Annotated in this window: 11 protein-coding genes; 5 read left to right on the plus strand and 6 right to left on the minus strand. The window is 62.9% G+C overall.

The genetic code is table 11. The annotated features are described in order from the left end of the window. The 4 genes from BFP96_RS03245 to hemE form a co-directional block, all read left to right on the plus strand. On the plus strand, positions 1-404 hold a 404-nt coding region (locus BFP96_RS03245; protein WP_170875972.1), incomplete at its 5' end, for an SPOR domain-containing protein. A gap of 351 nt (positions 405-755) precedes the next feature. Further along, complete coding sequence (gltB, locus tag BFP96_RS03250) at positions 756-5,201, plus strand: glutamate synthase large subunit (protein ID WP_065892116.1); 4,446 nt, start codon at positions 756-758, stop codon at positions 5,199-5,201. A 32-nt stretch (positions 5,202-5,233) separates the two neighbouring features. Next, positions 5,234-6,652, plus strand: coding sequence for an FAD-dependent oxidoreductase (locus BFP96_RS03255; RefSeq protein ID WP_065892113.1), 1,419 nt, complete (start codon positions 5,234-5,236; stop codon positions 6,650-6,652). A gap of 242 nt (positions 6,653-6,894) precedes the next feature. After that, complete coding sequence (hemE, locus tag BFP96_RS03260; RefSeq protein WP_065892112.1) at positions 6,895-7,962, plus strand: uroporphyrinogen decarboxylase; 1,068 nt, start codon at positions 6,895-6,897, stop codon at positions 7,960-7,962. Positions 7,963-8,023: 61 nt separating this feature from the next. Here hemE and BFP96_RS03265 read toward each other — a convergent pair whose 3' ends face one another. Next, positions 8,024-9,235 carry an MFS transporter gene (locus tag BFP96_RS03265; RefSeq protein ID WP_370737770.1) on the minus strand — a complete coding sequence of 404 codons (1,212 nt, stop codon included), beginning with the start codon at positions 9,233-9,235 and terminating at the stop codon, positions 8,024-8,026. 181 nt (positions 9,236-9,416) lie between these two features. On the opposite strand from BFP96_RS03265, the gene BFP96_RS03270 reads away from it, so the two are divergent. Then, positions 9,417-10,310, plus strand: a complete 894-nt coding sequence (locus tag BFP96_RS03270; RefSeq protein WP_065935566.1) for a LysR family transcriptional regulator — start codon at positions 9,417-9,419, stop codon at positions 10,308-10,310. 164 nt (positions 10,311-10,474) lie between these two features. On the opposite strand, the gene BFP96_RS03275 is transcribed toward BFP96_RS03270, so the two are convergent. The 5 genes from BFP96_RS03275 to BFP96_RS03295 form a co-directional block, all read right to left on the minus strand. Next, complete coding sequence (locus tag BFP96_RS03275; protein WP_065883094.1) at positions 10,475-10,870, minus strand: hypothetical protein; 396 nt, start codon at positions 10,868-10,870, stop codon at positions 10,475-10,477. Positions 10,871-10,896: 26 nt separating this feature from the next. Next, entirely contained in the window at positions 10,897-12,123 is a 1,227-nt protein-coding gene (locus tag BFP96_RS03280; protein WP_065895805.1) for a beta-ketoacyl-ACP synthase, read from the minus strand. Further along, the gene (gene fabG / locus BFP96_RS03285; protein ID WP_065935567.1) at positions 12,123-12,851 is read right to left on the minus strand and encodes a 3-oxoacyl-ACP reductase FabG; all 729 of its coding nucleotides are present in this window, start codon (positions 12,849-12,851) and stop codon (positions 12,123-12,125) included. The genes BFP96_RS03280 and fabG overlap by 1 nt, the downstream gene beginning before the upstream one ends. Continuing rightward, positions 12,848-13,309, minus strand: coding sequence for a hotdog family protein (locus tag BFP96_RS03290; RefSeq protein ID WP_065935568.1), 462 nt, complete (start codon positions 13,307-13,309; stop codon positions 12,848-12,850). Before BFP96_RS03290 ends, fabG begins: the two co-directional genes overlap by 4 nt. Beyond that, positions 13,306-14,246, minus strand: a 941-nt coding sequence (locus tag BFP96_RS03295) for a beta-ketoacyl-ACP synthase (RefSeq protein WP_065935569.1), incomplete at its 5' end; no start/stop codon positions are given. The genes BFP96_RS03290 and BFP96_RS03295, both read right to left, overlap by 4 nt.

A 14,246-nucleotide genomic window follows, 5' to 3' on the forward strand; every position in this document is an offset into this window, starting at 1 on the left:
CGCCGACGGTGGCCACGGCCAAGCCTGCACCGGTTGCCAAACCAGCTCCGGCTCCGGCGCCAGCGGCCAAGCCTGCTGAAAAACCTGCCGCCACCGTCGCCAAGGCCGGTGCCGCCGGCAGCAGTTGGTACAGCAGCCAGCCCACCGGCAACTTCGTGGTGCAGATCCTCGGCACCAGCTCCGAGGCCAACGCCCAGGCGTTCGTCAAAGAGCAGGGCGGCCAGTACCGTTATTTCAAGAAAGTGCTCAACGGCAAGCCTCTCTACGTGATCACCTACGGCAGCTTCCCGAGCCGCGCCGCAGCCGATTCTGCCATCAAAGCCTTGCCAGCGAAGGTTCAGGCTGGTAAACCTTGGCCTCGAACTGTCGCCAGCGTTCAACAAGAACTCGCGACAACTCGCTGAAGATCCGGCGGCCTTACCCAGGCCGCCCTCCCAGCACCTCAAAAAAAACGACAACAGCGTGCAGCCCTGAAGGCCGCGCGCTTTGTGGTGTCTGCGTCACGGTAGCTTTTGAGTCGTAGCGGTCAGAATTAAAAAAGTTTTGACTAGCACAGCATATCGCTTTAAACCTTTCATAAATGCGACATAGATTTGCGACATTTCGTCGCTAAATTTGTGAGCGTCTGTGTCGGTGTGTACAATGACCTCCCTTTTGCCCCCGCTAAGCCGGCGTACGTTCGGCGTGGAAGGTAACCGGTTGAATTGAAAAGAAATTTGCCTCGATAGAAGAGGCAGCCTGGTGAGAAAGTGTCTATGAAAGCAGGTCTGTACCAACCCGATGAATTCAAGGATAACTGCGGTTTCGGCCTGATAGCCCACATGCAGGGCGAGCCCAGTCATACCCTTTTACAAACGGCCATCGAGGCCCTGACCTGCATGACCCACCGCGGTGGGATCAACGCCGACGGCAAGACCGGTGACGGTTGCGGCTTGCTGATTCAAAAGCCCGACCAGTTCCTGCGCGCCGTTGCCAAAGAGCATTTCGCTGTCGACCTGCCCAAGCAATACGCGGTGGGCATGGTGTTCTTCAACCAGGACCCGGTCAAAGCCGAAGCTGCTCGCGAGAACATGAACCGCGAGATCGTCGCCGCCGGCCTGCAACTGATCGGCTGGCGCAAAGTGCCGATCGACACCAGCGTGCTCGGCCGCCTGGCCAACGAGCGCCTGCCGCAGATCGAACAGGTGTTCATCGCAGGCGACGGCCTGAGCGACCAGGACATGGCGATCAAGCTGTTCACCTCGCGTCGTCGTTCGTCGGTGCTCAACGCCGCCGACACCGATCACTACATCTGCAGCTTTTCCCACAAGACCATCATTTACAAAGGCCTGATGATGCCGGCGGACCTCACCGCCTTCTATCCGGACCTGAGCGACGAGCGCCTGCAAACCGCGATCTGCGTGTTCCACCAGCGCTTCTCCACCAACACCTTGCCGAAATGGCCGCTGGCCCAGCCGTTCCGCTTCCTCGCCCACAACGGCGAGATCAACACCATCACCGGCAACCGCAACTGGGCCGTGGCCCGTCGCACGAAGTTCGCCAACGATCTGATGGACCTCGAAGAGCTCGGCCCGCTGGTCAACCGCGTGGGTTCGGACTCCTCGAGCATGGACAACATGCTTGAGTTGATGGTCACCGGCGGCATCGACCTGTTCCGTGGCGTGCGCATGATCATTCCGCCTGCGTGGCAGAACGTCGAGACCATGGACCCGGACCTGCGGGCGTTCTACGAATACAACTCGATGCACATGGAGCCGTGGGACGGCCCGGCCGGCGTGGTCATGACCGACGGCCGCTACGCGGTGTGCCTGCTCGACCGTAACGGTCTGCGCCCGGCGCGTTGGGTGACTACCACCAACGGCTTTATCACCCTGGCCTCGGAAATCGGCGTGTGGGACTACAAGCCGGAAGACGTCATCGCCAAAGGCCGCGTGGGCCCTGGCCAGATCCTCGCCGTGGACACCGAAACCGGGCAGATCCTCGACACTGACGCCATCGACAACCGCCTCAAGTCCCGTCACCCGTACAAGCAATGGCTGCGCAAGAACGCCCTGCGCATCCAGGCGACCATGGAAGACAACGACCACGGTTCGGCTTTCTACGACGTCGATCAGCTCAAGCAATACATGAAGATGTACCAAGTCACGTTCGAAGAGCGCGACCAGGTGCTGCGCCCGCTCGGCGAGCAAGGCTACGAGGCCGTCGGCTCCATGGGCGACGACACGCCAATGGCCGTGCTGTCCCAGCGCGTGCGCACGCCGTACGACTACTTCCGCCAGCAATTCGCCCAGGTGACCAACCCACCGATCGACCCGCTGCGCGAAGCCATCGTGATGTCGCTGGAAGTGTGCCTCGGTGCCGAGCGCAACATTTTCCAGGAATCGCCGGAGCACGCTTCCCGTGTGATCCTCAGCTCGCCGGTGGTTTCCCCGGCCAAGTGGCGCTCGCTGATGACCCTGGAACGTCCAGGCTTCGACCGCCAGATCATCGACCTGAACTACGACGAGAGCCTCGGCCTTGAAGCCGCTGTGCGCAACGTCGCCGACCAGGCCGAAGAAGCCGTGCGCGCCGGTCGTACCCAGATCGTGCTGACCGACCGGCATATCGCGCCGGGCAAGTTGCCGATCCACGCATCCCTGGCCACCGGCGCTGTGCATCACCGCCTGACCGAGAAAGGCCTGCGCTGCGACTCCAACATCCTCGTCGAAACCGCCACTGCCCGCGACCCGCACCATTTCGCGGTGTTGATCGGTTTCGGCGCGTCGGCGGTTTATCCGTTCCTTGCGTACGAAGTGCTGGGCGACCTGATCCGTACCGGTGAAGTGCTGGGCGACCTCTACGAGGTGTTCAAGAACTACCGCAAGGGCATCACCAAAGGCCTGCTGAAGATCCTGTCGAAGATGGGCATCTCCACCGTCACCTCGTATCGCGGCGCCCAGTTGTTCGAAGCCATCGGCCTTTCCGAAGAAGTCTGTGAGTTGAGCTTCCGTGGCGTGCCGAGCCGTATCAAGGGGGCGCGTTTCGTCGATATCGAAGCCGAACAGAAAGCTCTGGCGGCTGAAGCTTGGAGCGCGCGCAAGCCGATCCAGCAAGGCGGCCTGCTCAAGTTCGTGCACGGTGGCGAATACCACGCCTACAACCCGGATGTGGTCAGCACCCTGCAAGCCGCCGTGCAACAGGGCGACTACGCCAAGTTCAAGCAGTACACGAGCCTGGTGGATAACCGCCCGGTGTCGATGATCCGCGACCTGTTCAAGGTGAAGACCCTGGACACGCCGATGGACATCGCCGAAGTCGAGCCGCTGGAATCTATCCTCAAGCGCTTCGACTCCGCCGGTATTTCCCTGGGCGCCTTGTCGCCCGAGGCCCACGAAGCCCTGGCCGAAGCCATGAACCGCCTGGGTGCGCGTTCCAACTCCGGCGAAGGCGGTGAAGACCCGGCGCGCTACGGCACGCTCAAAAGCTCGAAAATCAAGCAGGTGGCCACCGGCCGGTTCGGTGTGACCCCGGAATACCTGGTCAACGCCGAAGTGCTGCAGATCAAGGTGGCCCAGGGCGCCAAGCCGGGGGAGGGTGGTCAACTGCCGGGCGGCAAGGTCAACGGCCTGATCGCCAAGCTGCGCTATGCAGTGCCGGGTGTGACGCTGATTTCGCCGCCGCCGCACCACGACATCTACTCGATCGAAGACTTGTCGCAGCTGATTTTCGACTTGAAACAAGTCAACCCGCAGGCGCTGGTCTCGGTGAAACTGGTGGCGGAAGCCGGGGTCGGCACCATCGCCGCCGGTGTGGCCAAGGCCTATGCCGACCTGATCACCATTTCCGGCTACGACGGCGGCACCGGTGCTTCGCCGTTGACCTCGATCAAGTACGCCGGTGCGCCGTGGGAGCTGGGGCTGGCCGAAACCCACCAGACCCTGCGCGGCAACGACCTGCGCGGCAAAGTGCGGGTACAGACCGACGGCGGCCTGAAAACCGGCCTCGACGTGATCAAGGCCGCAATCCTCGGCGCCGAAAGCTTCGGCTTCGGTACTGCGCCGATGATTGCCCTGGGCTGCAAATACCTGCGCATCTGCCACCTGAACAACTGCGCCACCGGCGTCGCCACTCAGAACGAAAAGCTGCGCAAGGACCACTACATCGGCACCGTCGACATGGTGGTGAATTTCTTCACCTACGTCGCCGAAGAAACCCGTGAGTGGCTGGCCAAGCTCGGCGTGCGCTCGCTGGAAGAACTGATCGGGCGTACCGACCTGCTCGAAGTGCTCAAAGGCCAGACCGCCAAGCAACAGCATTTGGACCTGACGCCGCTGTTGGGCAGCGATCACATCCCGGCCGACAAGCCACAATTCTGCCAGGTGGACCGCAACCCTCCGTTCGACAAAGGCCTGTTGGCCGAGAAAATGGTCGAAATGGCCGGCTCCTCGATCAACGACGCCAGTGGTGGCGAATTCGCCCTGGATATCTGCAACTGCGACCGTTCCATCGGCGCGCGCATCTCCGGTGAAATCGCGCGCAAGCACGGCAACCAGGGCATGGCGAAAGCGCCGATCACCTTCCGCTTCAAGGGCACTGCGGGGCAGAGCTTCGGCGTGTGGAACGCCGGCGGCCTGCATATGTACCTGGAAGGCGACGCCAACGACTACGTGGGCAAGGGCATGACCGGCGGCAAGCTGGTGATCGTTCCGCCTAAAGGCAGCGTCTACAAGAGTCAGGACAGTGCCATCATCGGCAACACCTGCCTGTACGGCGCCACCGGTGGCAAGTTGTTCGCCGCCGGTACCGCCGGTGAGCGTTTCGCCGTGCGTAACTCCGGGGCCCACACGGTTGTGGAAGGCACCGGCGATCACTGCTGCGAGTACATGACCGGGGGCTTTGTCGCGGTACTGGGCAAGACCGGTTACAACTTCGGCTCGGGCATGACCGGCGGTTTCGCCTACGTGCTCGACCAGGACAACACCTTCGTCGACAAGGTCAACCACGAGTTGGTCGAGATCCAGCGGATCAGCGGCGAAGCCATGGAATCCTACCGGAACCACTTGCAGCACGTGCTGGACGAGTATGTCGAGGAGACCGGCAGCGAATGGGGTCGTAACCTCGCCGAAAACCTCGATGATTACCTGCGTCGTTTCTGGCTGGTCAAGCCCAAGGCTGCCAACCTGAAATCGTTGCTTTCCAGCATCCGTGCCAACCCGCAGTGATATGCGCCTGAAGAGTTTGATGAGGTTTTAACATGGCTGAACGTCTGAATAACGACTTCCAGTTCATCGATGTCGGGCGCAAAGATCCGAAGAAGAAACTGTTGCGTCAACGCAAGAAAGAGTTCGTGGAGATCTACGAGCCCTTCAAACCCCAGCACTCGGCCGACCAGGCCCACCGCTGCCTGGGGTGCGGTAACCCGTATTGCGAATGGAAGTGCCCGGTGCACAACTTCATTCCCAACTGGCTGAAATTGGTCGCCGAGGGCAACATCCTCGCCGCCGCCGAGCTGTCGCACCAGACCAACACCCTGCCGGAAGTCTGCGGCAGGGTTTGTCCCCAGGATCGTCTGTGCGAGGGTGCGTGCACCCTCAACGACGGCTTCGGCGCGGTGACCATCGGTTCGGTGGAGAAGTACATCACCGACACTGCGTTCGCCATGGGCTGGCGCCCGGACATGTCCAAGGTCAAGCCGACCGGCAAGCGTGTCGCCATCATCGGCGCGGGCCCGGCGGGCCTGGGCTGTGCCGACGTGCTGGTACGTGGCGGCGTGACCCCGGTGGTGTTCGACAAGAACCCGGAAATCGGCGGCCTGCTGACCTTCGGCATCCCCGAGTTCAAGCTGGAAAAGACCGTGTTGAGCAATCGTCGCGAAGTCTTCACCGGCATGGGCATCGAGTTCCGCCTGAACACCGAGATCGGCAAAGACATCACCATGGAGCAACTGCTCGCCGAATACGACGCCGTGTTCATGGGCATGGGCACCTACACCTACATGAAGGGCGGCTTTGCCGGTGAGGATTTGCCGGGCGTGTACGACGCGCTGGATTTCCTGATCGCCAACGTCAACCGCAACCTGGGCTTTGAAAAGTCGCCGGAAGATTTCGTCGACATGAAAGGCAAGAAGGTCGTAGTGCTCGGCGGTGGCGACACCGCGATGGACTGCAACCGCACCTCGATCCGCCAGGGCGCCAAGTCGGTGACCTGTGCTTATCGTCGTGACGAAGCCAACATGCCCGGTTCGCGCAAAGAGGTGAAGAACGCCAAGGAAGAAGGTGTGAGATTCCTCTATAACCGCCAGCCGATCGCCATCGTCGGTGAAGACCGCGTCGAAGGTGTGAAGGTGGTCGAGACCCGTCTTGGCGAACCGGATGCCCGTGGCCGTCGCAGCCCCGAACCGATCCCGGGTTCCGAAGAGATCATCCCGGCCGACGCCGTGGTCATCGCCTTCGGTTTCCGCCCAAGCCCGGCGCCGTGGTTCGAGCAGTTCGCGATCCAGACCGACAGCCAGGGCCGCGTCGTCGCCCCGGAGCAGGGCCAGTACAAGCACCAGACCAGCAACCCGAAAATCTTCGCCGGTGGCGACATGGTGCGCGGCTCTGATTTGGTGGTAACGGCGATCTTCGAAGGCCGCAACGCCGCCGAAGGCATCCTGGACTACCTGCAGGTCTGACCCCGATCCCAGGTTGAAATGGGATCAAACTGTGGGAGGGGGCTTGCCCCCGATAGCGCTGCATCAGTCACCAGATTCACTGACTGACCCACCGCCATCGGGGGCAAGCCCCCTCCCACAGTTGTTTTGCAGCGCTTTCAAGTCCGCGACAAATTGACCCGATAGACAAAAGGCACGGCACATACCGTGCCTTTTGCGTCGCGCTCTGAGAAAATGCCCGCACTTTTTTTGCGGATGCCGACATGACTGCCCTCAAGAACGACCGTTTCCTTCGTGCCCTGCTCAAGCAACCCGTAGACGTCACGCCCGTGTGGATGATGCGCCAGGCCGGTCGCTACCTGCCGGAATACCGCGCCAGTCGCGCCCACGCCGGCGACTTCATGAGCCTGTGCATGAATCCTGCGTTCGCCTGCGAAGTCACGATGCAGCCGCTGGACCGCTACCCACAACTGGACGCGGCCATTCTCTTTTCCGATATCCTCACCATCCCCGACGCCATGGGCCAAGGCCTGTACTTCGAGACGGGTGAAGGCCCGCGCTTCAGGAAGGTCGTCAGCACCCTGGCCGATATCGAAGCCCTGCCGATCCCGGACCCGCACAAAGACCTCGGCTACGTGATGGACGCCGTGAGCACCATCCGCCGCGAGCTTAACGGCCGCGTGCCGCTGATCGGCTTCTCCGGCAGCCCCTGGACCCTGGCCACCTACATGGTCGAAGGCGGCTCGTCGAAAGACTTCCGCAAGACCAAGGCCATGCTCTACGACAACCCGCACGCCATGCACCTGCTGCTGGACAAGCTCGCGCAGTCGGTCACCGCGTACCTCAATGGCCAGATCATGGCCGGCGCGCAAGCGGTGCAGATCTTTGACACCTGGGGCGGCAACCTCTCGGCGGCGGCCTACCAGGAGTTCTCCCTGGCCTACATGCGCAAGATCGTCAGCGGCCTGATCCGCGAACACGAAGGCCGCAAGGTGCCGGTGATCCTGTTCACCAAGGGCGGCGGGTTGTGGCTGGAAAGCATCGCCGATGCGGGCGCCGATGCATTGGGCCTGGATTGGACCTGCGATATCGGCGAAGCCCGCCGTCGCGTTGGCGGCCAGGTTGCGCTGCAAGGCAACATGGACCCCACCGTGCTGTACGCCAAGCCGGAAGCGATCCGCACCGAAGTCGGCCGCATCCTTGCCAGCTACGGCAAGGGCACCGGTCACGTGTTCAACCTCGGCCATGGCATCACCCCGGAAGTGAACCCGGAGCACGCGGGTGCCTTCCTGCGCGCGGTGCATGAACTGTCGGCGCAATACCACGAATAAAAACACAGAGCAAAAATGTGGGAGGGGGCAAGCCCCCTCCCACATTAAAAGCCAGAAATCTTCAGACCTGCCCCAACGGCGGCAACTTCGCCAGCTTCAACGCCACCAGCAACGCGCCAATCAGCAGCGCGACGATAAACCCGCCAATCCCGTTCCATCCGCCCAAGTGCCAGAAGAACCCGCCCGCCGTCCCGGCAATGCTTGACCCTGCGTAATAGCAAAACAGATACAGCGACGACGCCTGTCCCTTGGCCTTCACCGCACGCCGCCCGATCCAGCTGCTGGCTACCGAATGGGCGCCGAAGAAGCCGAAGGTAAAGATCAGCATGCCCGGCACCACCAGCCACAGCGGGGTGAACAGCGTCAGGGCCATGCCGGCGAGCATCAGCACAATGGTGGCCCACAGCACGCGACGGCGCCCCAGGCGGTCGGCCAGCGAGCCGATTTTCGCCGAGCTGTAGATGCCTGACAGATACACCAGCGACAGCAGGCCGACCACGGCCTGGCTGAGGTCATACGGGTCGGACAGCAGGCGATAGCCGATGTAGTTGAACAGGGTCACAAACGCGCCCATCAGCAGGAACGCTTCCAGGAACAACCACGGCAGGCCCGCGTCCTTGAAGTGCATCACGAAGCCATCGAGCAGGTTACGCGGCTTGAGGCTGCTGGCGCGGAAGTTGCGCGACTCTGGGAGGATTTTCCAGAACACCGTGGCGGCGATCAGCGCCAGGCCGCCGATGATCAGCATGGCGGTGTGCCAACTGACGAAGTCGATCAACACACCGATGATCAGCCGCCCGCTCATGCCACCAATCGCATTGCCGCCGATGTACAGGCCCATGGCCAGGCCGATGTGCTGCGGGTGGATCTCTTCGCTCAGGTAGGTCATGGCCACGGCGGCCAGGCCACTCAAGGACAAGCCCACCAGCGCACGCATGAGCAGGATACCCTCCCAGCTCGGCATCAAGCCGCTGGCGATGGTTGCCAGCGCTGCACAGAACAGCGCGGCGACCATCACCGGTTTGCGTCCCAGCCTGTCGGAAATCGGCCCGGTGATCAGCAGGCCGAAGGCAAGCATCGCCGTGGCGACCGACAAAATCAGGCTGCTCTGCGCGGCATTGATGGAAAACTCGTGAGACAGCGCCGGCATCATCGGCTGTACGCAATACAACAGGGCAAAGGTGGCAAACCCGCCGGAGAACAGCGCCAGCACCGTGCGCATGAACATCGGCGTGCCTTTTTCGATGTACTCGTCGTTGAGCTGCGCCACCACGTCATCAAGGGCTGAAGGCGGGGTGTGTTGGGCAAGCGGAGCAACAGCAGGATTCACGGGGGACCTCGGGGAGGAAAGTCTGCCAGGACTGACAATGGGAAAAAGAATATAGCTGGCTAATGATTCTTTCCAATATATTGTTCGACCTGTTTGATAGGTTCTACGACCTAATGAGGTGTGCATGGAATTACGTCATCTGCGGTACTTCATCGCCGTCGCCGAAGAGCTGCATTTTGGCCGCGCCGCGCAGGTGCTGGGCATCTCGCAACCGCCACTGAGCCAGCAGATCCAGGCATTGGAGCAAAAGGTGGGGGCGCGGTTGTTTGAGCGGACCAATCGTCGGGTCGAGCTGAGCGAAGCGGGACGCCTGTTTCTGCACGAGGCGCGCCTGGTGCTGACGCAGGTGGATAAAGCGGCGGACGTCGCGCGACGGGCGCAGATGGGAGAGCTGGGAGAGCTGAAAATCGGATTCACCTCGTCGGCACCATTCAACGCCAGCATCCCGCAGGCGATCTTTGCGTTTCGCCAAGCCTTTCCAGCCGTGCACTTGAGCCTGCAGGAAATGAGCAGCACCGAGGTGGCCGAGTCGCTGGTGGATGAATCGATCCAGGTCGGGCTGATGCGGCCTTTGCCGTTGCCCGAATCACTGTGTGTGGTCGAGCTGATGCGCGAGCCCCTGGTGGCGGTACTGAACGCCGGGCACCCGTTGGCGCAGGGCAGCGAGCGCGGCTTGCACCTGGCGCAATTGGCAGAAGAACCGTTCGTGTTTTTCCCGCGCACCTACGGCAGCGGTCTCTATGCGCAACTGCTCAGCCTGTGCCGTGACGCCGGCTTCAGCCCGCATGTCGCCCAGGAGGCGGGCGAGGCGATGACCATCATCGGTCTGGTGGCGGCGGGATTGGGCGTATCGGTGCTGCCGGCGTCCTATCAACGGATACGGATCGACGGCGTGGTGTATCGCACGTTGCTGGACCCGGAAGCGGTGACCGCGGTATGGCTGGTGCAGCGCAAGGGTGCGCAGACGCCGATGGCAAGGGCGTTTGTGGAATTGTTGACGCGTAGGGCGGTGGCGTAGGTATGTTCACACCCGATCGTTCCCACGCTCCGCGTGGTAATGCATCCCGTGACGCTCCGCGTCACCCAGGTGAAGGCTGGAGCCATGCACTCGCGGCGGGACGCAGAGCGTCCCAGGCGGCGTTACCACGCGGAGCGTGGGAACGATCCAAGGGCGTTTCTGGGTTACTGCATCCCCGCCGAGCGCAGCCCCGCCAGAATGTCCCGATCCAGCATGCTCACCCAACGGTTGTAGTTGCGATGGATCTTGCCGTCCTTGTAGCCCAGTTCGCGGCTGTCGCGGTAGCTGATGGCGTAGCTGTTGCGGGTGTAGCGGATGTCGATGGCGGCATAGAACTGGCCGCGCACGGTGATGTCGGCCTGCACCAACTGCGGGCTCAGGCGTTGTACCGTCCACTCGCGTTTTTGCAGGGCGGCGACGATCACCTGTTTCATTTTCTCTTCGCTGAGCTGGGGCGTGGCCGGCAGCTCGTGCTGGGTGTTGAGCACCGGTTTACTGGTGCAACCGGCGGTGGTCAACAGGGCCAGGGCGATCAGGGTGGCGCGTAGCAGGGAAGACATTCCGTTTTCTCCAATCGATTAAAAAGTCAGGACCAGCGGCGAAAGATCAGCGAGGTGTTGACGCCGCCGAAGGCAAAGTTATTGTTCATCACGTAGTCGTTGTGCATCTGGCGAAAGCCACCTTGCAGGTAATCCAGCTCACCGCATTGCGGGTCGACCGAGTCCAGGTTGAAGGTGTGCACGTACTGGTCGCGGTTCATCATCTCGATGCTGAACCACGACTCCAGCGCCCCGCACGCGCCCAGGGTGTGGCCCAGGAAACTCTTCTGCGAACTGATGGGCATGCGGCTGCCGAACAGGCTGCTGGTGGCCAGGGTCTCGGCGATGTCGCCCTGGTCGGTCGCGGTGCCGTGACCATTGACATAGCCGATGGCGGACGGTTCAAGCCCGGCGTCTTCCAGTGCCAGCTCCATGGCGCGGCGCATGGTTTTCTGTTCCGGGCGGGTGGTGTGCTGGCCGTCGGCATTGCTGCCGAAACCGACGATCTCGGCATGGATATGCGCACCCCGCGCCAGCGCGTGTTCCAGTTCTTCGAGCACCAGCATGCCGCCGCCTTCGCCGATCACCAGGCCATCGCGGCCGCTGTCGTAGGGGCGCGGGCTGGTTTGCGGCGCGTCGTTTTTCAGGCTGGTGGCGTAGAGCGCGTCGAACACCATGGCCTCGGTGGGGCACAGCTCTTCGGCGCCGCCGGCGAGCATCAACGGCAGACGGCCGAACTTGATGGCCTCGTAGGCATAACCGATGCCCTGGCTGCCGCTGGTGCAGGCGCTGGAGGTGGGGATCAGGCGCCCGGTCAGGCCAAAGAAGATGCTGATATTCGCCGCCGTGGTGTGCGGCATCATGCGCACATAGGAATTGGCATTCAGGCCCTCGGCCACCGAGTTCAGCAGCATGTTGCCGAACGCCTTGATCTCATCGGTGCTGCCGGTGGACGAGCCACAGGCCACGCCCATGCGCCCGTCCTTGATCGACGGGTCGCCAAGCAAGCCGGCGTCCTGCAGCGCCTGCTCCGCCGCCCAGACCGCCAGGCGCGAGACGCGGCCCATGCTGCGCAGCTGCTTGCGGGTCCAGTGCGCGGGGACGGCGAAATCGTCAATCGGCCCGGCCAGGCGCGTGTTCAATTCGGTGAAGCGGTCCCATTCATCCATGCGCCGGATGCCGCTGCGGTTGGCGCGAAAGTTGGCGGCGATGGTGTCCCAGTCGCTGCCCAGGGAGGTCATGCCGGCCATGCCGGTGACGACAACGCGTTTCATCAGCACAGGCCCCCATTCACGGCCAACACTTGGCGCGTGATATAGCCTGCCTCGGCGGACATCAGGAAATTCACCGCACCGGCCACTTCTTCCGGAGTGCCCATGCGCTGCGCCGGGATCATTTTCATCAGCTCTTCGACCGGCACGTGTTCGTCCAGCATGGCGGTGTCGATCAAACCCGGTGCCACACAGTTGACGGTGATCTTGCGCTTGCCCAGCTCGATGGCCAGCGCCTTGGCTGCGCCGATCAAGCCCGCCTTGGAGGCGCTGTAGTTGACCTGGCCGCGGTTGCCGATCAGCCCGGACACCGAGGTGATGCACACGATGCGCCCGGCGGCGCGACGACGGATCATCGGCATCATCACCGGGTGCAGCACGTTGTAGAACCCGTCGAGGTTGGTGCGCATCACCACGTCCCAGTCGTCTTCCGAGAGCGCCGGGAACGCGCCGTCGCGGGTCAGGCCTGCATTGAGCACCACGCCGTAATAGGCGCCATGTTGCTCGACGTCGGCCTCCAGGATTTCCTTGCACGCCGCGCGATCGGCGACATCGAATTGCAGCACCCGCGCCTGGCGGCCCAGGGCTTCGATTTCGGCGTGTACCGCGTCGGCTTCGGCGCGGCCATTGCGGCAATGCAGCACGAGGTCATGCCCGGCCTGGGCCAGGCGCAGGGCAATGGCGCGGCCGATGCCACGGCTGGAGCCGGTGACCAGTACGGATTCAGTCATGGCGTTTCGTCCTTCGATTCATCTAAATAGGTGGCCGCCTGGGGCGGTCGAAATACGTTCAAGCGTGCGCTGGCCTGGATGCCGTCGCCGGTGAGGTGGCATTCGAACACCCCCATGCCATTGTCGTCCTCCAGCGAGCGCAGGCCGTGGATCGTCAGCTCGGCGCCGGCGGGAAAGTGCGCCACGTTGCACTCGAATTTTCGCGTGCCCAGCAGGAAGCCCAGTTCCACCGCGCGGCCTTGCTGGCGCGCGCGGCACCCGGCATAGGCCGCGACGCTCTGCGCCATCAGCTCTATACCGACCCAGGCCGGCAGGCTGCCGTCAGCCTGGCTGAACAGGCCGCCGGGCTTGACGGTGAGACGGGTGTGCACCTGCTCTTCATCGAACGACAGCACCTGGTCGATCAGGATCATGTCGCCTGCATGGGGCAGCAGTTCGGCGAGTGGCCAAGCGATCATGGGGCCTCTCCAATAATCAGGCTGACGTTGTTGCCGCCAAAGGCAAACGAGTTGCTCATCAAATAAGGTTTTTTCAAGGTGTCGCCCTGGTGTGCCCACTGCAAGGCGGGCAGCGCCGGGTCGACGTGACCGTCCCACACATGGGGAGGGACTCGCCCGTGCGTCAGGCTCAACCAGCAGAACGCCGCTTCCAGTGCACCCGCCGCGCCGAGGGTGTGGCCGCTCATGGGTTTGGTCGACGAACAGGCCACCCCGCCCGGAAACAGACTGGCGACCGCCAGGCTTTCCATGGCGTCGTTGTGCTGGGTGGCGGTGCCGTGCAGGTTCAGATAGCCGATCTGCTCGGGCGCGAGTTTCGCCTGGGCCAGGGCCGTGCGCATGGCCTGCAACGCGCCTTTGCCGGTGGGCTCGGGTGCGGAGATATGGTGGGCGTCGCTGCTGGCGCCGCTGCCCAGCAGGGCGACCGGTGCCGGCTCACGGCTCATCAGGAACACCACCGCCGCTTCGCCGATATTGATGCCGTTGCGGTTCACCGAAAACGGATTGCAGCGCTCGGCAGACACCGCTTCCAGTGCGGTAAAGCCGTTCAGCGTCAGCCTGCACAAGCTGTCGACGCCCCCGCAGATCACCGCATCGCACAGGCCCAGGTCGAGCAGGCGCCGGGCACTCATCAACGCACGGGCGCTGGAGGTGCAGGCGGTGGAAATCACATAGGCCGGGCCGCTCAATTGCAGCCAGTCGGCGAGGAAATTCGCCGGTGCGCTGAGCTCCTGCTGTTGGTAGTCGTAGTCGCCGGGAAAGGCGTTATCGCGCAGGTAGTGGGCAATGCCGCGACTGGCCTCGTCGATGCCCGACGTGCTGGTGCCCAGCACAACGCCAACCCGTGAGGGGCCGTAGGTGTGGATCGCCCGGCGGATCGAGTCTTCGATCTGCACCG

Origin of the sequence: Pseudomonas sp. 34 E 7 (assembly GCF_900005715.1) — a bacterium.
Classification (GTDB): Bacteria; Pseudomonadota; Gammaproteobacteria; order Pseudomonadales; family Pseudomonadaceae; genus Aquipseudomonas; species Aquipseudomonas orientalis_A.

Bases quoted from the DNA above. Each gene is read 5' to 3' on its own strand.
- gltB (WP_065892116.1), top strand. From the start codon at position 756: ATGAAAGCAGGTCTGTACCAACCCGATGAATTCAAGGATAACTGCGGT.
- BFP96_RS03255 (WP_065892113.1), top strand. From the start codon at position 5,234: ATGGCTGAACGTCTGAATAACGACTTCCAGTTCATCGATGTCGGGCGC.
- hemE (WP_065892112.1), top strand. From the start codon at position 6,895: ATGACTGCCCTCAAGAACGACCGTTTCCTTCGTGCCCTGCTCAAGCAA.
- BFP96_RS03270 (WP_065935566.1), top strand. From the start codon at position 9,417: ATGGAATTACGTCATCTGCGGTACTTCATCGCCGTCGCCGAAGAGCTG.
- BFP96_RS03275 (WP_065883094.1), bottom strand. From the start codon at position 10,870: ATGTCTTCCCTGCTACGCGCCACCCTGATCGCCCTGGCCCTGTTGACC.
- BFP96_RS03280 (WP_065895805.1), bottom strand. From the start codon at position 12,123: ATGAAACGCGTTGTCGTCACCGGCATGGCCGGCATGACCTCCCTGGGC.
- fabG (WP_065935567.1), bottom strand. From the start codon at position 12,851: ATGACTGAATCCGTACTGGTCACCGGCTCCAGCCGTGGCATCGGCCGC.
- BFP96_RS03290 (WP_065935568.1), bottom strand. From the start codon at position 13,309: ATGATCGCTTGGCCACTCGCCGAACTGCTGCCCCATGCAGGCGACATG.